21 protein-coding genes are annotated in these 23,198 nt (G+C 67.2%); 10 read left to right on the top strand and 11 right to left on the bottom strand.

What is annotated here, in order from left to right:
• Nucleotides 1-19: 19 nt before the first annotated feature.
• The 7 genes from AC3FOF_RS22705 to AC3FOF_RS22675 all read right to left on the bottom strand — a co-directional run bounded on the left by AC3FOF_RS22705 (nucleotide 20) and on the right by AC3FOF_RS22675 (nucleotide 6,804).
• On the bottom strand, nucleotides 20-1,561 hold the full coding sequence (locus AC3FOF_RS22705) for a DUF3426 domain-containing protein (RefSeq protein WP_488727853.1): 1,542 nt from the start codon (nucleotides 1,559-1,561) through the stop codon (nucleotides 20-22).
• A gap of 9 nt (nucleotides 1,562-1,570) precedes the next feature.
• A complete protein-coding gene (gene prmA / locus AC3FOF_RS22700) occupies nucleotides 1,571-2,485 on the bottom strand; it encodes a 50S ribosomal protein L11 methyltransferase (RefSeq protein WP_276266312.1) in 915 nt (304 codons plus the stop codon).
• 41 nt (nucleotides 2,486-2,526) lie between these two features.
• On the bottom strand, nucleotides 2,527-3,894 hold the full coding sequence (accC, locus tag AC3FOF_RS22695) for an acetyl-CoA carboxylase biotin carboxylase subunit (protein ID WP_017226128.1): 1,368 nt from the start codon (nucleotides 3,892-3,894) through the stop codon (nucleotides 2,527-2,529).
• 182 nt (nucleotides 3,895-4,076) lie between these two features.
• Entirely contained in the window at nucleotides 4,077-4,535 is a 459-nt protein-coding gene (gene accB, locus AC3FOF_RS22690) for an acetyl-CoA carboxylase biotin carboxyl carrier protein (RefSeq protein WP_276266311.1), read from the bottom strand.
• Nucleotides 4,536-4,703: 168 nt separating this feature from the next.
• A complete protein-coding gene (gene aroQ / locus AC3FOF_RS22685) occupies nucleotides 4,704-5,198 on the bottom strand; it encodes a type II 3-dehydroquinate dehydratase (protein WP_017230013.1) in 495 nt (164 codons plus the stop codon).
• A gap of 206 nt (nucleotides 5,199-5,404) precedes the next feature.
• On the bottom strand, nucleotides 5,405-5,953 hold the full coding sequence (locus tag AC3FOF_RS22680; protein WP_035816452.1) for a TlpA family protein disulfide reductase: 549 nt from the start codon (nucleotides 5,951-5,953) through the stop codon (nucleotides 5,405-5,407).
• Nucleotides 5,954-6,090: 137 nt separating this feature from the next.
• Nucleotides 6,091-6,804 (bottom strand): hypothetical protein, encoded by a 714-nt coding sequence (locus AC3FOF_RS22675; RefSeq protein ID WP_017230011.1) that lies wholly within the window; start codon nucleotides 6,802-6,804, stop codon nucleotides 6,091-6,093.
• Between the two features lie 287 nt (nucleotides 6,805-7,091).
• Between AC3FOF_RS22675 and mpl the strand changes: the two genes are divergently transcribed.
• The 8 genes from mpl to mtgA all read left to right on the top strand — a co-directional run bounded on the left by mpl (nucleotide 7,092) and on the right by mtgA (nucleotide 15,587).
• The gene (mpl, locus tag AC3FOF_RS22670; protein ID WP_488727852.1) at nucleotides 7,092-8,483 is read left to right on the top strand and encodes a UDP-N-acetylmuramate:L-alanyl-gamma-D-glutamyl-meso-diaminopimelate ligase; all 1,392 of its coding nucleotides are present in this window, start codon (nucleotides 7,092-7,094) and stop codon (nucleotides 8,481-8,483) included.
• A gap of 10 nt (nucleotides 8,484-8,493) precedes the next feature.
• The gene (locus AC3FOF_RS22665; protein WP_017230010.1) at nucleotides 8,494-9,087 is read left to right on the top strand and encodes a YqiA/YcfP family alpha/beta fold hydrolase; all 594 of its coding nucleotides are present in this window, start codon (nucleotides 8,494-8,496) and stop codon (nucleotides 9,085-9,087) included.
• A 7-nt stretch (nucleotides 9,088-9,094) separates the two neighbouring features.
• Entirely contained in the window at nucleotides 9,095-9,751 is a 657-nt protein-coding gene (locus AC3FOF_RS22660; protein WP_276265097.1) for a chorismate--pyruvate lyase family protein, read from the top strand.
• 58 nt (nucleotides 9,752-9,809) lie between these two features.
• Nucleotides 9,810-10,550: a 3-oxoacyl-ACP reductase FabG gene (fabG, locus tag AC3FOF_RS22655; RefSeq protein WP_488727851.1), complete on the top strand. Its 741-nt coding sequence runs from the start codon at nucleotides 9,810-9,812 to the stop codon at nucleotides 10,548-10,550.
• A gap of 181 nt (nucleotides 10,551-10,731) precedes the next feature.
• A complete protein-coding gene (locus tag AC3FOF_RS22650) occupies nucleotides 10,732-12,864 on the top strand; it encodes an RNB domain-containing ribonuclease (protein ID WP_276265095.1) in 2,133 nt (710 codons plus the stop codon).
• A gap of 160 nt (nucleotides 12,865-13,024) precedes the next feature.
• Nucleotides 13,025-13,894, top strand: coding sequence for an energy transducer TonB (locus AC3FOF_RS22645; RefSeq protein ID WP_276265101.1), 870 nt, complete (start codon nucleotides 13,025-13,027; stop codon nucleotides 13,892-13,894).
• Between the two features lie 17 nt (nucleotides 13,895-13,911).
• Entirely contained in the window at nucleotides 13,912-14,793 is an 882-nt protein-coding gene (gene aroE, locus AC3FOF_RS22640; protein ID WP_488727850.1) for a shikimate dehydrogenase, read from the top strand.
• A gap of 92 nt (nucleotides 14,794-14,885) precedes the next feature.
• The gene (gene mtgA, locus AC3FOF_RS22635) at nucleotides 14,886-15,587 is read left to right on the top strand and encodes a monofunctional biosynthetic peptidoglycan transglycosylase (protein WP_035811016.1); all 702 of its coding nucleotides are present in this window, start codon (nucleotides 14,886-14,888) and stop codon (nucleotides 15,585-15,587) included.
• A gap of 28 nt (nucleotides 15,588-15,615) precedes the next feature.
• Here mtgA and corA read toward each other — a convergent pair whose 3' ends face one another.
• Nucleotides 15,616-16,578: a magnesium/cobalt transporter CorA gene (gene corA / locus AC3FOF_RS22630; RefSeq protein WP_017226480.1), complete on the bottom strand. Its 963-nt coding sequence runs from the start codon at nucleotides 16,576-16,578 to the stop codon at nucleotides 15,616-15,618.
• A gap of 823 nt (nucleotides 16,579-17,401) precedes the next feature.
• Between corA and pyrF the strand changes: the two genes are divergently transcribed.
• The gene (gene pyrF, locus AC3FOF_RS22625; RefSeq protein WP_017226479.1) at nucleotides 17,402-18,220 is read left to right on the top strand and encodes an orotidine-5'-phosphate decarboxylase; all 819 of its coding nucleotides are present in this window, start codon (nucleotides 17,402-17,404) and stop codon (nucleotides 18,218-18,220) included.
• A 139-nt stretch (nucleotides 18,221-18,359) separates the two neighbouring features.
• On the opposite strand, the gene AC3FOF_RS22620 is transcribed toward pyrF, so the two are convergent.
• From AC3FOF_RS22620 to thiL, 3 genes are all read right to left on the bottom strand, one after another.
• Nucleotides 18,360-18,857 carry a CinA family protein gene (locus AC3FOF_RS22620; RefSeq protein ID WP_017226478.1) on the bottom strand — a complete coding sequence of 166 codons (498 nt, stop codon included), beginning with the start codon at nucleotides 18,855-18,857 and terminating at the stop codon, nucleotides 18,360-18,362.
• A gap of 38 nt (nucleotides 18,858-18,895) precedes the next feature.
• Nucleotides 18,896-19,462 (bottom strand): phosphatidylglycerophosphatase A family protein, encoded by a 567-nt coding sequence (locus AC3FOF_RS22615; protein ID WP_017226477.1) that lies wholly within the window; start codon nucleotides 19,460-19,462, stop codon nucleotides 18,896-18,898.
• Between the two features lie 106 nt (nucleotides 19,463-19,568).
• Nucleotides 19,569-20,549 (bottom strand): thiamine-phosphate kinase, encoded by a 981-nt coding sequence (gene thiL / locus AC3FOF_RS22610; protein ID WP_276267615.1) that lies wholly within the window; start codon nucleotides 20,547-20,549, stop codon nucleotides 19,569-19,571.
• Nucleotides 20,550-20,892: 343 nt separating this feature from the next.
• Between thiL and AC3FOF_RS22605 the strand changes: the two genes are divergently transcribed.
• A partial coding sequence (locus AC3FOF_RS22605) for an NADP-dependent malic enzyme (RefSeq protein WP_488727849.1) occupies nucleotides 20,893-23,198 on the top strand: 2,306 nt, incomplete at its 3' end.

The raw sequence follows: 23,198 nt of genomic DNA, 5'->3' as shown, positions 1-23,198 counted from the left end.
CGGCGAACCCGTGTGAAATTCAGGGGTAGAAGATCAGCACGCGGTAGTTTGCCGCCGCCTGCTGCGAACGGAATCGTACCCGAAGCGGGAGCTCCGTGCCCGCCCGCAGGCCGTGGATGGCAAAGGCCTGCTGATCCGCCTCCAGATAATCGGCAGGTTGCAGCACGCGGCGCAACAGCAACTGGTCCTGCAGGTCGGTCATGACCAGCTCGATGGCCGGCAGCGCCACCGTCGCCCGGCCCTGGTTGCGCAGGGTGACGGCAAGCAGGTAGGCATCGGAATCCTCATCCTGCTTCTGCAGTTGGGAGCTTTCGATACGCAGGGCGTCGATGTCGCGCCACGGCGCGACATCGCATCGGAGCGGCGCGCAGATCGCCTCGAAGGCGGGGCGCAGCACGGGGAGGCGGCCGGCCAGCTGGCTGCGTGCCAGGTAGGTGCCTTGCGCCAGCGCCGCAATCGCCAGCAATCCGATCGCCAGCCGCAGCAGCACGCGCCGGCGCCTGGCGGGCCCGGGATCGCGCTCGCGCGCGTGGCGCAGGAAGTCGGGGGCAAACACCGGCGCCGCCGCGGGGGTGCCGGTGCGTGTCCACGGGTGTGAGGCCTGCTCGTGCGCGATGGCGGCGGGAATGTCGGGGAAATCGTCCTGCGCCTCGGCGCGCAGGTAGCCGCTCGCGCTGGGAACGGCCGCCGCTTCGGCGCCAGCCGGGGCACGGCCTGTAGTGGCAGTCTCGGATGCGTTCGCGGCATTGCCCGGCTCGGCCAGCTCCGCCGCGTCCGCCATGCCGGCCGTGTGCGTGGTGTCGCTGCCCGCCAGCGGATCGCCGGCAAGGGTGTTGAGGTCCAGGCGCGGCCAGGAGACTGTCTCCGGAGCGGCGGGCGCGGCATGGCTGCCGGCAGGGGTATCCGCTGCGCCAGCCGCCGCAGCTTCGACGGTGCCATCAGTGCCCTCGTCCTCCGCGTCCACGATGCCGGGCACGAACACCGCGGATGGCTCATCCTCGCCACCATGGGCGGCGTAGTCCTCCGGCTCCGCCGGATGCCCGGCGGCCTGTGCAGCCTGATCCGCCTCCGCCTGCGTCTGGTACAGCATCACGGTGGGCGCATCGAGCGCGGGTACATCGTAGCCGGGGTCGTAGCCAGGGTCGAAAGCGGGGATGGCCGGGCGGGCGTCGTCGGGCTCTTGCGCCTCGTCCTGCGTGGTTTCCTGCGCGGCAGGAGGGGCGTCGGCGGCATGCTTGCCGTGCGCTTCAGGCAGGGGTGTCTCGGCGCGGGATGGGGCGCGAGGGACTGCCGGCGTATCGGCCTGGATGGTCTCGCCGACGCCTTCCCGTTGCGGTCTCTCGTCCGGCGCGGCAGGGGCAGCCGTGCTCGCTGCCGCCTGCGCGGCGGGCTCGGGGCCGCCGGCCGGCGCCGGCAATTCGATCAGGTGTTCGCGTGCGTCGAAGACGGTGTCGCACTGGCCGCAGCGGACCAGGCCCTGGCGCAGCCGCAACTGATCCGCTACCAGCCGGAACGCCGTGCGGCAGGCCGGGCAACGCGTGACGAGCTTGGCTGCGGCCATCGGCTGGGCTCAGTGCTGGGTGCCGGGGCCTTCACCGCGGGTGCCGTGCAGGCACACCCAGCCTTCCTCGCTGCGCCAGACCGACAGGGGCAGCCAGGGCGCATAGGCGGCGGCCACTTCATCGGCCTGCCGCTCCAGCACGCCCGACAGCACCAGCCGCCCGCCCGGGCGGACCCGCGCGCTCAGCATGGCCGCCATCAGCTTCAGCGGGTTGGAGAGGATATTGGCGACAACGAGGTCGTAGCTGGATTCGGACACGGTTTCCGGCAGCGCGAACGTGGCCTCCACGTGATTGCGCTCGGCGTTATAGCGCGAGGCTTCCACCGCGTTGGGGTCGATATCGATGCCGAGCGTGTCGCCGGCGCCGAGCTTGCGCGCGACGATGGCGAGGATGCCCGAGCCGCAGCCGTAGTCGAGCACCGATTCGCCCGCCTTGATGTTCTGTTCCAGCCACTGCATGCACAGCCGCGTGGTCGGATGGCTGCCGGTACCGAAGGCAAGGCCCGGGTCCAGCTCCAGCACCACCGCGTCGGGCTCCGGCGCCTCGTGCCACGATGGCACCACCCAGATGCGCTCGCCGATGCGGATCGGCGCGAACTGGGATTGCGTCAGGCGCACCCAGTCCTGGTCCTCGACCGGGCGCAACTGGTACGCCGGCACCGGGTCGACACCCAGCGCATTGGCGGCCGCGGCCACCACCAGCACGGGATCGGCGCTGTCGTCGAACAGCGCCACCACGCGCGAGCGGTTCCATGCGAGGCGGGTCGGCTCCAGGCCGGGCTCGCCGAACAGCGGCTGCTCGTCGGGCGTATCGGCATCGGCGTCTTCCACCGAGACCGACAACGCGCCGAGGTCAAACAGTGCGTCGGACCAGGCTTCTGCCTGGTCTTGTGCGATTTCGATCACACATTCCTGAAATGCCACAGGTGATCCTTGTCGGTCCGTGATTGCTGGCCGCGCCGGCTTCAGAGCTTGCCGCCCTTGGCCACGGTCTTCTGGGCCAGGCGGTGCTCGAGATAGTGAATGCTGGTGCCGCCTTCGACGAAGTTGGCATCGAGCATCAGCTCGCGGTGCAGCGGTACGTTGGTCTGGATGCCGTCCACCACCATTTCCGACAGCGCGATCCGCATGCGGGCGATGGCCTGCTCGCGGGTCGCGCCGTAGGTGATGATCTTGCCGATCATCGAATCATAGTTGGGCGGCACGAAGTAGCCATCATACGCGTGCGAGTCGACCCGCACGCCGGGACCGCCGGGCATGTGCCACGCGGTGATGCGGCCGGGCGACGGCGTGAACTTGAACGGGTCCTCGGCGTTGATACGGCATTCGATGGCGTGGCCGCGCAGCTGCACGTCCTTCTGGCGCCAGCGCAGCTTCTCGCCGAAGGCGATGCGGATCTGTTCCTGGACGATGTCGATGCCGGTGATCATCTCGGTGACCGGATGCTCGACCTGCACGCGCGTGTTCATCTCGATGAAGTAGAACTCGTTGTTCTCGTACAGGAACTCGAAGGTGCCGGCGCCACGGTAGCCGATCTTCTTGCACGCTTCGGCGCAGCGATCGCCGATACGCTCGATCAGGCGGCGCGGGATGTGCGGTGCGGGCGCTTCCTCGATCACCTTCTGGTGGCGGCGCTGCATCGAGCAGTCGCGCTCGCCCAGCCAGATTGCCTGGCGGTGCTGGTCGGCCAGGATCTGGATCTCGACGTGCCGGGGGTTCTCCAGGAATTTCTCCATGTAGACCTCCGGGTTGCCGAAGGCACGGCCGGCTTCCTCGCGCGTCATGTTGACCGCGTTGACCAGGGCGGCCTCGGTGTGCACCACGCGCATGCCGCGGCCACCGCCGCCGCCTGCTGCCTTGATGATGACCGGATAGCCCACGGTGCGCGCGATGGCCAGGATTTCCTTCGGGTCTTCAGGCAGGGCACCTTCGGAGCCCGGCACGCACGGCACGCCGGACTTGATCATGGCCTGCTTGGCCGAGACCTTGTCGCCCATCAGGCGAATGCTCTCGGAGGTCGGGCCGATGAAGACGAAGCCGGATTTTTCCACGCGTTCGGCGAAGTCGGCGTTTTCCGACAGGAAGCCGTAGCCTGGATGGATCGCTTGCGAGTCGGTCACCTCGGCGGCCGAAATGATGGCCGGCATGTTGAGGTAGGACAGCGGCGACGGTGCCGGGCCGATACAGACGGCTTCGTCGGCCAGCTTGACGTATTTGGCTTCCTTGTCGGCTTCCGAATACACCACCACTGTCTTGATGCCGAGTTCGCGGCAGGCGCGCTGGATGCGAAGGGCGATTTCACCGCGGTTCGCGATCAGAATTTTTTCAAACATAGTCACTCTCTGCGAGGAGAAGGGCGGTCCCACCGCGGCGGATCGTGGCGCCCCCGGCGAGGCTGCCGGAGTGCGGGCGGGGGAGCTGGCACCGGGACGAGAAACGTCCGGTTGGCCGTCGCCGGCGCGGCTGGCCGGGTAATCCGGCGCAGGCTGCGGGCGGCGCGGCATGCCGATCAGTATCAGCCGATGATGAAGAGGGGCTGGCCGTATTCGACCGCCTGGCCGTTCTCGACCAGGATTTCCTTGATCACGCCGGCCTTGTCGGATTCGATCTCGTTGAGCAGCTTCATCGCTTCGATGATGCAGACGGTCTGGCCTTCCTTGACGGTGTCGCCCACGTTGACGAAGGCGGCGGCGCCCGGCGACGGTGCGCGATAGAAGGTGCCGACCATCGGCGAGGTCACGACATGGCCAGCCGGCAGTTGCGGCGCGGCCGGCTCGGCACCGGCGGCGGGCATCGCGACCGGCGCGGCGGCCGGAGGCAGTGCCTGCATCGGCTGCATGGCCATCGGCGCGGCGACCACCTGCGGCGGTGCCTTGACGATGCGTACCTTGCCTTCACCCTCGGTGACTTCCAGCTCGGAGATGCCGGACTCGGCCACCAGGTCGATCAGCGTCTTCAGCTTGCGCAGGTCCATCTTCTATCCTCCTGAATCGGGTTGTCCGGCGGCCGCCGCGCTGGCGGCTGCGTCCGGGGAAAACTCATGCGTCCGGCGTACCCCCTTCGTTTGCCGCCAGGGACAGCGGACAGCGAGGGCAGGCGCCGGGGCGCGTTGTTGGTTGTTGATGAGAGCAAATGGGCGGGATCAGGCCGTTTGCGGCGCCTGCTCCTGCTCCTGCCCGAGGGCATAGTCCAGTGCCAGCAAATAGCCTCGCCAGCCCAAGCCGCAGATCACCCCGACCGCCACATCGGAGAAAAAGGAGTGATGACGGAAGTCCTCGCGCCGATGCACGTTCGACAAATGAACCTCGACGAACGGTATCGCCACGCCGGCCAGGGCATCGCGCAACGCCACGCTGGTATGCGTGTAGGCAGCCGGATTGATGATGATGAAGTCGACCCCCTCGTCGCGCGCTGCATGAATACGATCAACCAGTGCGCCCTCATGGTTGGACTGGAACGTAGCCAGGGCGATGCCGGCCTGCCTCGCGCTTTGCGCAAGGGCCAGGTCGATATCGGCCAGTTTCGTGTGCCCATAGGTTTCCGGTTCGCGGGTGCCCAGCAGATTCAGGTTGGGACCGTGCAGGACCAGCACCTTGCGGTAGCGGGCAGAGCGGCGTTCGGGAGGCGTATCGGTCACGGCGACTCGACCATTTCAACGAAATTGCGCGGAGATTACCGTAGCTTAGAGTGATTTGTCTAGCGGCCCAGACATAAGCCGCGCCGAAACCAGCGGGGTTTCGGGGCTGACTCCGCACTTTTGTTGGCTTGGGCTGCAATCCAGCTGAGTTGCCTGAAGATCGGTTAAGGTTAGGCGAAAATCGACTCGGATCAACAATTTTATATCTAGCCGCGAGGCAGCGCGGTGCGCAACTCCTCGGGGGAAACCCTGCCCATCTTGCGATAGCTGACGGTGCCATCCGGTGCAATGATCACCGTATAGGGCAGTCCACCGGCCGCATTGCCAAAATTTCTCGACAGTTCCGTGCCAGCAAAACCCGCCACCGCCAGCGGATAGTTCACGGGTACTTTTTTGACGAACTGCTGGATATTAGTGGCTGAATCGATGCCGATGCCGACAAATTCCACCTTCCGCCCCGAGTATTCCTTGTGCAGGGCGGCCAGGTCGGGCATTTCCTCCACGCAGGGGCCGCACCAAGGCGCCCAGAAGTTCACCACCACCGTCTTGCCGCGGAACTGGCCCAGATCGATGGTGGACCCTGCCGGATCCGGCAACTGGGTGCGAAGGAATGTTTCCACGGCTGCGTCGGATGCGGGCTTGGGCGAGAACACATAGTGACTAGCCAGGGCGCCGGCGACAGTGGCGACGACGGCAACGGCTAGCCACAGCCAGAGGCGGCTGCGGCGGACGGGAGTGGCAGTGGAAGCGGTCATGTCAGCAGGAGGATGGCGGCTGATGGCAGGCAGGCTGGCCTGGAAGGGCTAAAAAACGAAGTTGCGGGTGGTTCGCGGCGTCTTGCACGGCTTTCCGGCCAAAATGCGGGCCGGGCAAGCGCAGTGCCGTGGAATGCTCAGGCTGCCTCGGGCGTATCCGGTGCAGCCGCCGCGATCGCGTCGGCCGCCGCCGCCAGGGCCTGCACCGCGCCCAGGTCGGCGCGGGCAACCCGGCCGCCGGCATCCGCCCTGACCGCGCCGCGTTCATCATCCGCATCATACAGTGCTATATGGATACCCACCGGCTGGCCAAGTTCGGCGCGGATCTCGCCGGCCAGCAGCCGTGCCTCGCGCCGGGCGGGCCACTGGCCTTTCCACAGGAAGCTGAGCGTCTCGACCTCGCCGCGGCCGGCAAAGTGCCGGGTCTCGCTCGTGTCGAAATCGACCCCGGCGTTCAGCAAGTGCAGGGTGAGATCCTTGGGGCTGTCGCAGAAGCACTGCAGGTAGACGTCCGAATGCTCGGTGGCGGTGCCGTTGAGCACGGCGCCGGCCAGATAGGGGCGGAACTCGGCCAGATCGCGCATGGCGAGCACGGCAAGCTGGCGCAGCAATGCCAGGATGCGCGGCTGGCTCTCGGAATGGAACAGCGCCTGGTAGGCGCGGACCTCGGCCTCCACGGCCTCGTTGTCTGGAAGCCAGTCACCCGTCACGCGCACGTCGCCCAGCAACTGGCGCGCGGCCTTGCGCTTGGCCGTGGCGTAGTCGGTGCCGTCTTCCGCGATCATGCGGGCGGCGGCCTGGGCGATTTCCTCGCGCAGGCGGATGGGGTCGAGTGTGGGGCGGCGGGACATAGGGGGATGATACCGGAGGGATTGGCGGCTGCGCGCCTGGGCGGGGTCTGGTTTTTAGAGTGGGCGGGCCGGTTTTGATTCCGGTGACGAGTGCCTGGCAATGCGTGGTGTTGTAGTTAAGCAGCTGAATTTGACGTTGCAGTGACGCTGTTGCCCGGTCCAGGGCTTCCGGCAGGGCGCCTGGCTCCCCATCACCGGCAGCAAATCCCGCCCTACCCCCTCAGGTACAATTCTTCCCCACCCGAAGCAAAGAAGGCCCGGCCGCCTGGCCCGCCCAATCCACTCCCATGCATATTCACATCCTCGGTATCTGCGGCACATTCATGGGCGGCCTCGCTGTCCTGGCCAAGCAGGCGGGCCACCGTGTCACCGGTTGCGATGCCAATGTCTACCCGCCCATGAGCACCCAGCTCGAGGCGCAGGGCATCGAGCTGATCGAGGGTTTCGATCCGAACCAGCTGGCGCTGGCGCCGGACCTGTTCGTGATCGGCAACGTGGTTTCGCGCGGCAATCCGCTGATGGAGGCCATTCTCAACCGCAACCTGCCTTATGTCTCCGGCCCGCAGTGGCTGGGCGAGCATGTGCTGCGCGGCAAATGGACGCTGGCGGTGGCGGGCACCCATGGCAAGACCACGACGACCTCCATGCTGGCCTGGATCCTGGAGGATGCCGGTTATCAGCCGGGCTTCCTGGTGGGTGGCGTGCCGCAGAATTTCGGCGTGTCGGCACGGGTGACCGAATCCGACTTCTTCGTGATCGAGGCCGACGAGTACGACACCGCGTTTTTCGACAAGCGCAGCAAGTTCGTCCACTACCGTCCGCGCACGGCCATCCTGAATAACCTGGAATACGATCATGCCGACATCTTCCCGGATCTTGCCGCGATCGAGACGCAGTTCCATCATCTGGTGCGCACCGTGCCAGAACAGGGCCGGCTGATCGTCAACGGCCTCGAAGCCAGCCTGGCGCGCGTGCTGGAGCGGGGCTGCTGGAGCGAGACCGAGCAGTTCGGCGTGGGCGACTGGCGTGCCGGCGAGCCCGCCGACACCGGCGCCGGCGGCAACACCCAGGACAGTTTCGATATCTGGTTCAAGGACGCGCTGCAAGGCCGGGTCAACTGGGCCTTGCAGGGCACGCACAACCGGATGAACGCATTGGCGGCGATCGCGGCGGCCCGGCATGTGGGCGTGCCTCCGGCCCAGGCGATCGAGTCCCTGTCGCGCTTCGCCAACGTGAAGCGCCGCATGGAAGTGCGCGGCGTGGTGGACGGCATCACCGTCTATGACGACTTCGCCCACCATCCCACCGCGATCCAGACCACGCTCCTGGGCCTGCGCAAGCGGGTGGGCGCGGCACGTATCCTGGCAGTGCTCGAGCCGCGCTCGAACACCATGAAGCTGGGCGTGATGAAGGCGCAGTTGCCGGCCAGCCTGGAGGCAGCCGACCTGGTGTTCGGCTACGGCGCGGCCGGTGGCAAGGATGCGCTGGGCTGGGACCTGGCCGAGTCGCTGGCGCCGCTGGGCGAGCGGGCCGCCGCTTTCAGCGATCTTCCGGCGCTGGTGCAGGCGGTGCGTGCCGCGGCGCGCCCGGGCGATCACGTGCTGGTGATGAGCAACGGCGGCTTCGGCGGCGTCCACCAGAAGCTGCTGGATGCCTTTGGCGCCCGCGCAGCGGGCTGAGCGCGGGCGCATGCTGTTATATCTGCACGGTTTCCGCTCTTCGCCGCAGTCGTTCAAGGCGCGTCTGGTCCAGCAGCGCATGCGCGAATGGGGCGTCGGGCGCCATTACGCCTGCCCCGTCCTGACCGTATCGCCGGCGGCGGCCATTGCCCAGGCCGAAGCGGCCATTGCGGCATCCCAGGCGGGTGGCGCGCAGCCGCTCACCATCGTCGGCTCGTCGCTGGGTGGCTTCTATGCCCGCTGGCTGGCGGAGCGCCACGGCTGCCGCGCCGTGCTGCTCAACCCCGCAGTGCATCCCTGGACCGACCTGGAGCACTACCTCGGCGACCAGCCGCTCTGGCACGGCGGCGGCTCGGTGCGGGTGGAGCGGCATCACCTGGACGAACTGCTGGCGTTGCGGGTCGAGGCGATCACCCGGCCGGAACGCTATTTCCTGATGGCCGCCACCGGCGACGAAGTGCTGGATTACCGCGAGATGCTGGCGGCGTTCCCCGGCGCGCACACGCGCGTGATCGAGGGCAGCGACCACGGCATCAGCGAATTTGCCGACTACGTCGACGAAGTCCTCGCTTTCTGCGGCTATGGACCGGAGCCGCAGGCATGAGCGCGGCATGAACGAGGCGCAAATGCGCCGTTGCGGCTGGCATTTCCATCTACCCGAGGATCCCGCCATCAGCGCCAACCTGCGGCGGTGGGTGGTCGGGGAGGGTTCGCTGACGGCACGCCTGGTGGCGGCGTCCAGCCGGTTCCGCGTGCGCTGCCTCGCGCAGCGCATGGAGCTTGCCCTGGCCGACGAATGGCAGGCGCTGGGGTTGGTTGCGCGCCACCGGGCGCTGGCCCGCGAGGTGCTCTTGGTCTGCGACGAGGTGCCGGCGGTGTTCGCCCATACGGTGGTGAAGCCCCACCACGCACGGCGCGACTGGCCGTTCCTGCGTGGCCTGGGGGAGCGCCCCCTGGGCGGCGCGCTGTTCGTCGATCCCCGCGTGCGGCGCGAGCCTTTTGCCTTTGCGCGCTTGCAGCCGCATCACCCGCTGCGGCTGCGTTTGCAGCAGGCCGTGCCCGCCATGCGCGCATTGCCGCCATCCCAGGCCTTGCCGGCGCGCCGCTCGATATTCCGGCGCGGCGAGGGCGTCATGCTGGTGACGGAGGTGTTCCTGCCCGACCTGCAGGAGCGCTCCGCGCCGGAGAGCCCTCAAGCGCCCGGCCGCGATGGTTCCGCGCAGCCGGGGTGGCCGGGAAGCGGCGAAAAGCCAGCAGAAATCGAGTAATACGAAGCAAAAGCAAGAACATACCCAGACCGCTAGCCAAGAAGAAGAGACGACCATCATGAAATTGCAGGGACGTGTTGCCATCATTACCGGCGCTGCAGCCGGTATCGGTTTTGCCACCGCACAGCGCTTTGCCGCCGAAGGCGCGCTGGTTGTGCTTTGCGATGTGCAGGAAGCGCGTGTGCGTGCCGCCGCCGATACCCTCGCCGCGACGGGTGCCACCGTGGCCGCGTTCAAGGTCGACGTGACGCGTCGCGACGAGGTCGACACCATGGTGGCGGCCACGCTCGCCAAGCACGGCCGTATCGACATCCTCGTCAACAACGCCGGGATCACCAAGGATGCACGCCTGGCCAAGATGAGCGAGGCCCAGTTCGACGCCGTGATCGATGTCAACCTCAAGGGCGTCTTCAACTGCGCGCAGGCGGTCGCATCGATCATGACCGAGCAGGGCAGCGGTGTGATTCTTAATGCATCCAGCGTGGTCGGCCTCTATGGCAACTTCGGCCAGACCAACTACGCGGCCAGCAAGTTCGGCGTGATCGGCTTCACCAAGACATGGGCGCGCGAACTGGGCCCCAAGGGCGTGCGCGTCAATGCAGTCTGCCCGGGCTTCGTCGCCACGGAAATCCTGCAGACGGTGCCGGAGAAGGTGCTGGAGGGCATGAAGTCGTCCTGCTGGCTGCGCCGGCTGGCCGAACCGGCCGAGATTGCCAGCATCTACACCTTCCTGGCCAGCGACGACGCCAGCTATGTCAACGGCGTGGCGATCGAGGCCAGCGGCGGCATGTCGCTGTAACACCTTGTCCCGTGCCGGCTTGCGTCCGGCGCGGTGCGGTATCATCTCAGGTCCGGTCGTCGCCTCGCCTGAAGGCGGCCTTGCACCATTTCTCTCGCCGGGCCGTTCCCACAGGCGTCACATAGCGCCAGGGCGCTTGTTGTCCAAGAGCGGCTCTCGGCATTTCTGAAAGTACCGATCCATGCAGTTGCTGTTCGAAGAAGGCGGCGAGATTCGCGCCGGCACCGTGCTGACCCAGCAGGGCGAGTCCTATCAGGTGGAGTTGCCCGCGGGCAAGCGCACCAAGGTCAAGGCGCGCGACGTGCTGTTGCAGTTTGCGCAGCCGTCGGCGATCGAGCTGGTGCGCGAGACCACCGGGCTGGTGGGCGAGATCGACCTGGATTTCCTGTGGGAATGCGCGTCGGATGACGAATTCGTGTTCACCGATCTGGCGGCCGAGTACTACGGCGCCGGTGCGAGCGTGGTGCAGCAAGCCGCGCTGGCGCAGGCGCTGCACGGCAATCCGGTCTATTTCCGCCGCAAGGGGCGGGGACATTACCAGCGCGCGCCGGAAGACCAGCTCAAGGCGGCTCTGGCCGCGCTCGAGCGCAAGAAGCAGCAGGCGCTGGTGCAGGCCGAATACGAAACCCAGCTCAAGGCCCTGACCCTGCCCGACGCGTTCCGCGGCAAGGCGCTGCAACTGCTGTTCAAGCCCGACAAGAACAGCCTCGAATACAAGGCGATGGATGCCGCCTGCACCGCGCTCGGCATGTCGCCGATGCGGCTGATGGTGGCGGTGGGCGGCATTGCCAGCCCGCGCGCGCTGCACGAGGCCAAGTTCCTCTCCGAATGCTTCCCCAAGGGCACCGGCTTTCCCGACGTGGCCGTGCCGGAACCCGCCGGCGACCTGCCGCGCGCGGATGTGCAAGCGTTCTCGATCGACGACGTCACCACCACCGAGATCGACGATGCGCTGTCGGTGACGCCGCTCGACGGTGGCAAGATCCGCGTCGGCATCCACATTGCCGCGCCCGGCCTTGGCATCCGCCGCGGCGAGCCACTCGACGCCGTGGCGCGCCAGCGCCTGTCGACGGTGTACTTCCCCGGCGACAAGATCACCATGCTGCCCGATGCCGTGGTGGAACGCTACACGCTGCAGGAAGGGCGCGAATGCCCGGCGTTGTCGCTGTACGTGGTCTACGATCCGGACCAGCAAGCCATTGTCAGCAGCGAGACCCGTGCCGAACTGGTGATGATCGCCGCCAACCTGCGCCACAATCTGCTGGAGGATGTGGTGACCGAGGCCGCGCTTGCCGCCGGCACCGGCGACTACCCGTTCCGCGATGCGCTGACCCGCTTGTGGCATTTCTCCGGCTGGCTGTACGACGAGCGCCAGAAGGCGCGCCTGGCGAGCGGGCTGCGGCCCGAGTCGCACAATCGCGCGGACTACAGCTTCTACCTCGACGAGCTGCCCGACGGCGGTGAGCGCGTGCGCATCGAGCAGCGCCGGCGCGGTTCCCCGCTGGACAAGATCGTCGCGGAGCTGATGATCCTGGCCAACAGCACCTGGGGCAAGCTGCTTGCCGACAACGGCGTGCCGGGCATCTACCGTACGCAGAAGGCCTGGGGCATGCACCGCACCCGCATGCAGACCTATCCGGCCCCGCACGAGGGGCTGGGCGTGGCGCAATACGCGTGGAGCACCTCGCCGCTGCGCCGCTATGTCGACCTGGTCAACCAGTGGCAGATCCTGGCGGTGGCCCAGCATGGCGTTACCGCCAAGCTGGTGGCGCCGTTCAAGCCCAAGGATGCCGACCTGCTGGCCGCCGTGGCCGACTTCGAAGGCACATACGCCGCTTATGCCGACCACCAGTCGACCATGGAGCGCTACTGGTGCCTGCGCTGGCTGGGCCAGGAGAAGCGCGAGCGCCTGATGGCCTCGGTGCTCAAGGAGGGCGCGGTGCGTTTTGCCGAGATCCCGCTGGTCACGCGCGTGCCCGAGCTGGCCCAGGCCCAGCGCGGCACCCAGGTGCTGCTGGAAATCGGCGCTACCGACGAGATTTCGCTCGAAGTGTCGTGCCGGGTCCTGGAGGTGTTCGCCGGCGAAGGCGAACTGCCGTCAGAGGAGCTGGAAAGCGACGACGAAGCCAGCGAGGTGTCGGCCGAAGCCGCCGCCGAAGCCGCCGCGGAAGAGGCTGCCGAGATGGCTGCGGAAGGCGCGGGCGCACAGGAGGCGCCGGCGCAAGCCGTTGCCGACGATGCCGCGGGCGCCGACGGTGCCGCAACCGCCGCTTCGTCGGACGCGCGCGACACCGGCGTTGCCGGCGCGGGCTGAGGTCCTCGGAAAAAGCGAGGCGCTCCCTTACAATCGCAGTCTGATCCGGGGTCGGTCCGACCCCGGCCCCGGTCACGCCACATCGCTGCTCCCAAGCCAACGCCCCGCCACCGTGAAAGCCGCCTTTTCTCCCCGCCAGTGGTGGAACGCCAGCAGCACGATGGCCAGGGCGCTGGCCGTCTCGGTGCTGGCGCATGCCTTGCTTCTGACCGTGCGGGTGGTGGCGCCGGATGCCTTCGAGATCAAGCGCACCGATGCCGCGCTCGATGTGGTGCTGGTCAACTCCAAGTCGGCGCAGCGTCCGCGCAACCCCACCGTGCTGGCCCAGGCCAACCTGGACGGCGGCGGCGAACAGGACCAGCAGCGCGCGACCACGCCGCTGCCGGCCCAGACCGCGACCAAGGACGGCGACCTGGTACGCCAGATGCAGCGCCGCGTGGAGCTGATGGAGCAGGAGCAGCAGCGCCTGATGACGCAGGCGCGCGAAGCCGCGCCGGCCGTGCGCAGCCAGCCGGTCAAACCGGGCCAGCAACACACCGACGACCCGCTGCGCGGACAGGACGAGCGCACCTCGCTCGATGAGATGGCCAAGCTCGAGGCCGAGATCGGCCGCAATATCGAGCAGTACGCCAAGCGCCCAAAGCGCTACCAGCTCACCGCCACCAGCGCCCAGGAAGTCGAGTACGCGCAATACTATGACCGCCTGCGCCACAGGATCGAGGCGCGCGGCACCCTTGATTTCCCCCAGCGCAGCGGCAAACCGCTGTACGGCCAGCTGATCCTGGTGATCAACGTCAACCGGCAGGGCAAGCTCGGCTATAACCGCGACGGCTACAACATCGACGCCATCGATGTGGTCAAGAGCTCGGGTGATCCCGCACTGGACCGCCAGGCCGTCGCGATCGTGCGGGCGGCGGCGCCGTTCGGCACGTTCACACCGCAGATGCAGGCCCGCCAGGATATTCTCGAAGTGATCTCCACCTTCAAGTTTTCCCGCAGCGGCCTCGAAACCCGCCTACAGGCCCGATGATGTCTACTACAGAAACGATGCAATCCCAGCCCCAGCCCCAGGCCGACCGCTATGTCGTGGTTGGCAATCCCGTCGCGCACAGCCGCTCGCCCGCCATCCATGCCGCCTTCGCGCGGCAGACCGGCGAGGCCGTCGAGTACGAGCGCCTGCTGGCGCCGCTGGATGGATTCGCGGCCACCGTGCGTGCCTTCTTCGAGGGCGGCGGCCATGGCCTGAACGTGACCGTGCCGTTCAAGCTCGAAGCCTATGACCTCGCCGACCGCCTCACGCCGCGCGCCGAGAGCGCCGGCGCGGTCAACACCATGTGGATCGAGGATGGCCTGATTCACGGCGACAACACCGACGGCATCGGCCTCACGCGCGACATCGAAGTCAACCTCGATACCTTGCTCGAAGGCAAGCGCATCCTGCTGCTGGGCGCGGGCGGCGCCGCCATGGGCGCCATGCTGCCGCTGATCGCCTGCCGGCCCGAGCGCATCGTGGTGGCCAACCGCACGCCCCAGCGCGCCAGCGACATCCTGGAAAACGTGGCGCAGCAGGCCGACGAGTACGGCGTGGAGCTGTGGGGCGGCGGCTTCGACGCGTTGGCGGGCCTGACCGATGAAGACGCCTGCGATGTGGTCATCAACGCCACCAGCAGCAGCCTGCAAGGCGAGCTCCCGCCGGTGCCGGCGGAACTGTTGGGCAAGGACGTGCTGGCCTACGACATGATGTACGGCGCCGAGCCCACCGTATTCCTGAAGTTTGCCGCCCAGTGCGGGGCACGCACCGCCGATGGCCTGGGCATGCTGGTCGAGCAGGCCGCCGAAGCCTTCTACAACTGGCGCGGCGTGCGGCCCGCCACCGCGCCGGTGCTGGCCGAGTTGCGCGCAGAACTGTCGGCCAAGGCCGCAGGCTAAGCGCAGCAAACCGGGTCGCGGACACCGTCATGGCAGAGCGCAAGCGCACCGCCCGCCAGGGTTCGGCCACGCGCGGCGGCAGCCTCAATCCGCTGCGCTGGCTGGCTTACCTGGCCGGCACGCTGATTGCCGGCATGCTGGCGATGCAGCTCTATTTCTTCCTGCAGATCGCTGCCTGGCAATACGTGAACCCGTCCTCCAGCACATTCATGCGGGCGGAGCGCTGGCGCCTGTGCGGCTTCAATTTCTGGAGCTGCCAGGTGGACCACCGCTGGGTCGGCTATGACGATATCTCGCGCAATCTCAAGCGCGCGGTGATCGCCAGCGAGGACGCCGACTTCGTCAACCATCCTGGCTACGAGCTCGACGCCATGCTCGATGCCTGGGAGCGCAACAAGAAGCGCGGCCATATCGTGCGCGGCGGCTCCACCATCACGCAGCAGCTGGCCAAGAACCTCTTCCTCTCGTCCGAGCAGCACTACCTGCGCAAGGGCCAGGAGCTGGCCATCACCTGGATGCTCGAGTTCTGGCTGGACAAGCAGCGCATCTTCGAGATCTATCTGAATTCGGTGGAGTGGGGCGAGGGCGTGTTCGGCGTCGAGGCCGCCGCCCAGCATTACTTCAAGACCAGCGCCGCCAGGCTCAGCGTGGGCCAGGCCGCGCGCCTGGCCGCGGCGCTGCCGGCGCCGAAGTGCTTCGACAAGAAGCAGTATTGCGCCAACGTGCGCGTGAACTTCAAGGTCAAGGCCAACATCATCGCGCGCCGCATGGGCGCGGCCACGCTGCCGGATTGAGCAGGCGCCCTGCGGCGCCCGCCAGGGCTCAGCCCAGCCAGCCCTTCCTGCGGAAATACACCAGCGGAACCGCCGCCGATACCGCCATCAGCGCGATGGCCCACGGGTAGCCCGCGGCCCAGTCCAGCTCCGGCATGACCTTGAAGTTCATGCCGTAGACGCTGGCGATCAGCGTGGGCGGCATCAGCGCCACCGACACCACCGAGAACAGCTTGATGATCTTGTTCTGGTTGATGTTGATGAAGCCGACGGTGGCATCCATCAGGAAGTTGATCTTGTCGAACAGGAAGGCGGTGTGGTTCTCGATCGAATCGATATCGCGCAGGATCTGGCGGGCCTCGTCCTGTTGCTCGGCCGACAGCAGCTGGCTGCGCATCAGGAAGGAGACCGCGCGGCGCGTATCCATCACGTTGCGGCGGATGCGGCCGTTCAGGTCTTCCTCCCGTGCGATGGTTTCCAGCACGTCGGCGGCGGCGGCATCGGTCACGTTCTCCGCAAGCACGCGCCTGCTGGCTTCCTCCAGCCGCTCGTAGACTTCCTCGATGGAATCCGCCGAATATTCGGCATCGGTGGCGTACAGGTCCATCAGCACGTCCTTGGCATTGCGCACCGAGCCCGGGCGCATGCGCGCGCGCAGGCGCACCAGCCGGAACACCGGCAGGTCTTCGTCGTGGATGGAGAACAGCACGTCGCGGGTCAGCACGAACGCCACGCGCACGTTGCGCGAGATGTCTTCCTCGTCGAGGAGGAAGTCGGTGCGGATATGGATGTTCTCGTCCTCGCCCTCGAAATAGCGGGCCGAGGCTTCGAGATCGCCCAGGTCTTCGAGTTCGGGCAGGGCTACGCCGTAGGCTTCCTTGATCCAGGCGAGTTCTTCGTCATCGGGGCTGATGACATCGATCCAGATCGGCTTGTGCTGCAGAAGTTCATTGCGATCGTCGACCTGCTCCTGTGCGAGCCGGCCTTTCTGCAGGACGAACAGGTTGATCATCCCAGGGCTTCCTTGTTGCGTTTGGCGAAGAAACGCGCAGGCTTGGCATGGCCGGACATGGGGCGAGCCCGTCCTTCGCGCGGGGGAGCGAGGGGCAGGGCCGCTGGCAAGCGTGATCGCGCTGCGTACCCGCGAGGGCGCGCAAGGCGATGGCGTTTGCCGTTCATGGCTGGCGAGCCGGGGGAGGGAAAATCCGGGACGATGCGGCGCGCACTGGTTGCGGCCGGCAGGGACTCGGAAGAACACTCACCCGCAGTATGTGCTGCGGGCGAGTCCGACGAGGCAGGGGAGCGGGACAGGCCGGCTCCGGCAGTCGTCGTTACGCAGCCCGCAGTGACATGGTATTCGGTGCGATCGCAGTCCGGCTGCGGCAACACGAACACCCGATGCTACTGCCCACGTAGTTTCTCCGGGATTATGATGGGCGCGAGTGTAGCCCAACGAGGGGGGCTTGTTAAGTGAAATTTGGGTGAGTGGGCGTGTTGGATTGCAGGGCCTGAAGGCGGAGTGGCGCCGGGCTCCTGGGCATATGGAGCAAGCGAAATCCCATGGCAGGAAAGCGCGCCACGCCAAGCCTGATGATGGACCAGCCAATGCCCCGGGCGAGGGCGAGAAAGGCGAGCCGCCCCAGGCTGCAACCGTCAAGAGCCATGGCGGGACGCTCGGCTATGTGCGGCGCCGCTCTTTGTATCGACCGAGAACGGCAGAACAACGCACGCAGAAGGTAAAATCGCATGAACCACTGTTGCCGCGGGGAGCGCCGGCCCGGCTTGACGGGCCAGGCGCGCAGCCGGCGCGGCCGATCCAGATTAGCGAGCATCCCATGACCTTCACCGAGCAGCTGGCTGCAGCCTGGCAGCGCAACGATTCCCTCCTGTGCGTCGGACTCGATCCCGATCCGGGCAAGCTGCCCTTGTCCATGACGGGCGCGGGCGGAGCGATCTTCTCCTTCTGCCGCGAGATCGTCGACGCCACCGCCGACCTGGTCTGTGCCTTCAAGCCGCAGATCGCCTATTTCGCGGCGCAGCGCGCCGAAGACCAGCTCGAACAGCTGATCTCCTACATCCACGACGCCCATCCCGGGATTCCCGTGATCCTGGACGCCAAGCGCGGCGATATCGGCTCGACTGCCCAGCAGTACGCCATCGAAGCCTTCGAGCGCTACCGGGCCGACGCGGTCACGGTCAATCCGTATATGGGTCTCGATTCGATGGAGCCCTATCTCGCCTATCCCGATCGCGGCGTGATCGTGCTGTGCCGCACCTCCAACCCCGGCGGCTCGGACGTGCAGTTCCTGCCGGTGGACGGCAAGCCGGTGTATCAGGTGGTGGCCGAAGCCGCCGCCGCGCGCTGGAATACCAACGGGCAGATGGCGCTGGTGGTGGGGGCGACCTTCCCGGCGGAGATCGCCAAGGTGCGCGAGATCGTGGGTGACATGCCCCTGCTGATCCCGGGCATCGGCGCTCAGGGGGGCGATATCGAAGCGACGGTAAAGGCCGGGCGCACCGCGGCTGGCACCGGCATGATGATCAACTCCTCGCGCGCCATCCTCTATGCCAGCCGCGAGAAGGATTTCGCCGCCGCCGCGCGCAATGTCGCGCTGCAGACGCGCGAAACCATCAACCGCTTCCGCCAGGGCTGAAGCCCCACGCTGCCCGCGCCTGTCTTGGCGGCTGTTTCAGAATGCAGCGAAGCGGTTCTGGCCAGGCGCGCGGCCGCAGACGGTACAGCGGGTACGGCAAGGCCGCGCAACGACGCCAGAATCATTCCGCAGCGGCCTCTCAGGCCTCGTTGCGGACCAGTTCGAGCAGGCCGCGGATGGCGTGCTCGGCGGCCTGGCGGCGGATCTGCTGGCGATCGCCGCGGAATCGCTGCGTTTCCACCTTGGTGGTGATGCGGTTGCTCCAGCCGAAGCACACCATGCCGACCGGCTTTTCCGGCGTGCCGCCGTTCGGGCCAGCCACGCCGGTGATCGACAGCGCCACCTGGGCGCGGCTGTTGAGCAGGGCACCTTCGGCCATGGCGCGCGCCACTTCCTCGCTGACCGCGCCGTGATCGCGGATCAGCTTGGCCGGTACCCCCAGCATGGTCGACTTGGCCTCGTTCGAATAGGTCACGAAGCCACGCTCGAACCAGCCCGACGAACCTGACACATCCGTAACGGCCGCGGCCACCAGGCCGCCGGTGCAGGATTCCGCCGTGGCGAGCAACAGCGACTTCTCGTTCAGGGAGATTCCGACCTGGATGGCGAGTTGGTCGAGCAAGCGGCTGACGGACATGATGGCGGTTCAGATGGTAGGGTTGGGGGAGGGGCGGATCACAGCGAACGCCACAGGGCGAACACCAGCAGCGTGTAGAAGGCGGCCATGATGTCGTCGAACATCACGCCGAAGCCGCCACGCAGGCCGGGGCCCTTGAGCGTGCGGTCGAGATGCCCGATCGGCGCCGGCTTGGCGATGTCGAACAGGCGGAACCACAGGAAGGCGGCCAGCTGGCCCCAGAAACCGGTCGGCATGACGAAGGCCATGACCAGCCAGAAGGCCACGATCTCGTCCCACACCATGCTGCCGTGGTCGTGCACGCCCATGTCGCGCGCGGTGCGGGCGCAGGCCCACAGCCCCAGCAGGAAGCCTCCCACGATGATCCACAGCCAGGTCTCCGGCTGCACCCACATCGAGATCACCAGGTAGGACAGCCAGGCGTACAGCGTGCCGACCGTGCCGGGGCCGGCCGGCGACAGGCCGGAGCCGAAGCCAAGCGCGATCAGGTGAGCGGGGTGCGACAGCATGAAGCGCGCAGTCGGGCGCAGGACCTTGGCGGTCTGGCCGGCTTCCAAGGTCAGGACGGGATCGTGCGTGGAAGGCCCGGGCGGGTTGGCGGACATCAAGGGTTGGCTCGTCTGGTTTTGGATGGGATTATCCCGGGCGGCTTGCCCGGACGGGATCTGGCGTCCCGCATGGCTGCATCATGACACGGCGGGCGCCGGCTTGTCAGGGGGAGGCAAAGTGGTCGAAGCCGCTGCCTGTGTAAGCGCAGGGATTGCCTTCCCGATTGACCAGGCGCAGGCCTGGTTCGGGTGTGATGGCGCCGACGCGCGTCAGCGGCAGCCGAAGCCGCGCGCCGATGGCGGCGACGGTATCGCGGCTGCCGGCGGGCGCCGTGAAGCAGAGTTCGTAGTCGTCGCCGCCGGCCAGCGTGCACTCCAGCTGGCGCGCTTCGGGCTGGCTGGCCATGACCTCCGAGCGCGGCAGTGCGTCGACGTCGAGCAGGGCACCCACCTGCGAGCGTTCCAGGATATGGCCGAGATCGCCGACCAGGCCGTCGGAGATATCGAGTGCCGCATGCGCCACGCCGCGCAACGCCATGCCAAGCGCGACGCGCGGCGTCGGCGTATCCATGCGCGGGCGCACCTGGCTGAAATCGGGCTCGGGCAGCAGCCATTCGCCGCGGCAGTCGCCCAGCGCCAGGCGGGCATCGCCGAGCGTGCCGGAGATCCAGATATCGTCCCCGGCGCGCGCGGCATCCCGGCGCAGGGCCATGCGCGCGGGCACGTCGCCAAATACTGTCAGGCTCAGCGTGAGCGGGCCGCGCGTGGTGTCGCCGCCGATCAGCTCGCAGCCGTGGGCATCGGCCAGCGCCAGCATGCCGGCGGCCAGTTCGGCCAGCCAGCCGGGTTCCGCCTCGGGCAAAGCCAGCGCCAGCGTGAAGGCGCGCGGCTCGGCACCCATGGCAGCCAGGTCGGACAGGTTCACGGCCAGGGCCTTGTGGCCCAGCGCGCGCGGTGCTACGTCCGGGAAGAAGTGACGCCCGCTTACCAGCATGTCGGTGCTGATGGCCAGGTGGTGGCCGGGCCGCCCTTCGATCAGCGCGCAGTCGTCGCCCACGCCAAGCACGGCCTTGTGTGCGGGCCGGGTAAAGAAGCGGCGGATCAGGTCGAATTCGGAGAGCTGGGCGCTGGAGGATGCGGGCATGGAGGATTGGGGCGGGGAGATTGCGCGGGGCCTGTGTAATGCCGTCGCCCGGCTGGCGTGCGGCGGCAATCCGGCGTTAGGCGGGCGGCAGCGTGCCGGCCCTGGATTGCATCCGGTCCGCACCCCGCCGGGGCGGGTTTCGCCCTGCTGGTCAGCGCTGGCGGCTTACGGCATATTGTACCGAAACGCAAAGGTGCCTCGCGCAAAACGCTTATTGTGAAATAATATTTCACAATATAAAATGCGAGGTTCCAAAGGAAGAGACTGCGGGTATGTGGAGCCGGCCCGCCATTTCGTTTCCAGATAACGTCGATAACGGCTCCACCGACCGGAAGATGCGCCGATGACCAGTCCTCAGCAGCCCACGCCCCAAGACGACCTGAAGCAGCAGCAGCGTGAGGCGCTGCGCAAAGCTGCCCTGGAATATCACGAGTTTCCGACCCCGGGCAAGATCTCGGTCACGCCGACCAAGCCGTTGTCCAACCAGCGCGACCTGGCGCTGGCCTACTCGCCGGGCGTGGCCGCCGCGTGCGAGGAAATCGTGGCCGATCCGGCCAATTCCTTCCGCTACACCGCGCGGGGCAACCTGGTTGGCGTGATCACCAACGGTACCGCGGTGCTGGGCCTGGGCGATATCGGCCCGGCGGCTTCCAAGCCGGTGATGGAGGGCAAGGCGGGCCTGTTCAAGAAGTTCGCCGGCATCGACGTGTTCGACATCGAACTCGATGAGAAGGACCCCGAGAAGCTGGTGGAGATCATTGCCGCGCTCGAGCCTACCTTCGGCGGCATCAACCTCGAAGACATCAAGGCGCCCGAGTGCTTCTACGTCGAGCGCAAGCTGCGCGAGCGCATGAAGATTCCCGTCTTCCACGATGACCAGCATGGCACCGCCATCGTGGTCGGCGCGGCCGTGGTCAACGGCCTGACCGTGGTGGGTAAGGACATCGGCAAGGTCAAGCTGGTGGCTTCCGGCGCGGGCGCCGCGGCACTGGCCTGCCTGGACCTGCTGCTCGACCTCGGCATGAAGCTCGAGAACATCTGGGTGACGGACCTGGCCGGCGTGGTCTACGAAGGCCGTACCGAGCTGATGGACCCGGAAAAGGCCCGTTTCGCGCAGAAGACCGACAAGCGCAAGCTGGCCGAGGTGATCGACGGCGCCGACATCTTCCTGGGCCTGTCTGCCGCCGGCGTGCTCAAGCAGGACATGGTCCAGCGCATGGCCGACAAGCCGCTGGTGCTGGCACTGGCCAATCCCAACCCGGAAATCCTGCCGGAACTGGTCAAGGAAGTGCGTCCCGACGCGGTGATCGCCACCGGCCGCACCGACTACCCGAACCAGGTCAACAACGTCCTGTGCTTTCCCTTCATCTTCCGCGGCGCGCTCGACGTGGGCGCCACCACCATCACGCGTGAGATGGAAGTCGCGGCGGCGCATGCCATCGCCGAACTGGCGCGCCAGGAGCAGAGCGACATCGTCGCCACCGCCTACGGCATCCAGGACCTGTCCTTCGGTCCCGAGTACCTGATTCCCAAGCCCTTCGATCCGCGCCTGATCGTCAAGATCGCGCCGGCGGTGGCCGAGGCCGCCATGAAGTCCGGCGTGGCCGCGCGCCCGATCAAGGACATGGACGCGTACCGCCTGCAGCTGCAGCAGTTCGTGTACCACTCCGGCACGCTGATGAAGCCGATCTACGCGGCCGCCCGCCAGGTCGACATGGAGAAGAAGCGCATCGTCTTCGCCGAGGGCGAGGAAGAGCGCGTGCTGCGCGCGGTGCAGGTGATCGTCGACGAGAAGCTGGCCAACCCGATCCTGATCGGCCGGCCGGCCGTGATCGCCCACCGCATCGAACGCTTTGGCCTGCGCCTGCGCGGCGGCATCGACTTCACCGTGGTCAACCCGGAGCACGACGCGCGTTTCCGCGACTATTCCGAGGCCTACTTCAAGATGATGGCCCGCCAGGGCGTCACCCAGCAGTACGCCAAGCTGGAAATGCGCCGCCGCACCACGCTGATCGGCGCCATGCTGGTCAAGAAGGGCGAGGCCGACGGCATGATCTGCGGCACGGTCAGCAACACCGCCGCGCACCTGCGCTATATCGACCAGATCCTGGGCGGCACCAACGAGGTCTACGCCGCGATGAACGGGCTGGTCCTGCCGGGCCGCCAGATCTTCCTGGTCGACACCCACGTCAACGTGGACCCGACCGCCTGCCAGCTGGCCGAGATCACCCTGATGGCCGCCGAAGAGCTCAAGCGCTTCGGCATCGAGCCCAAGGTGGCGCTGGTGTCGCACTCGAACTTCGGTTCGTCGGAAGCGCCGTCGGCGCAGAAGATGCGCGAAACGCTGGCGATCCTGCGCGAACGCGCGCCGGAACTCGAGGTGGATGGCGAGATGCACGGCGATTGCGCGCTCGACCCGAAGCTGCGCGACCAGCTCGTGCCGGATGGCGCGCTCAAGGGCGAGGCCAACCTGCTGGTGTGCCCGAATATCGACGCCGCCAACATTGCCTACAACCTGCTCAAGGTCGCGGCGGGCAACAATGTGGCGATCGGCCCGATCCTGCTGGGCGTCAAGGCGCCGGTCCACATCCTGACGCCGTCGGCCACGGTGCGCCGCATCGTCAATATGACGTCGCTGGTGGTGGTGGA

Source organism: Cupriavidus sp. 96C5-1, from assembly GCF_057798855.1.
This window is presented reverse-complemented; position numbering and strand designations above follow the sequence as displayed.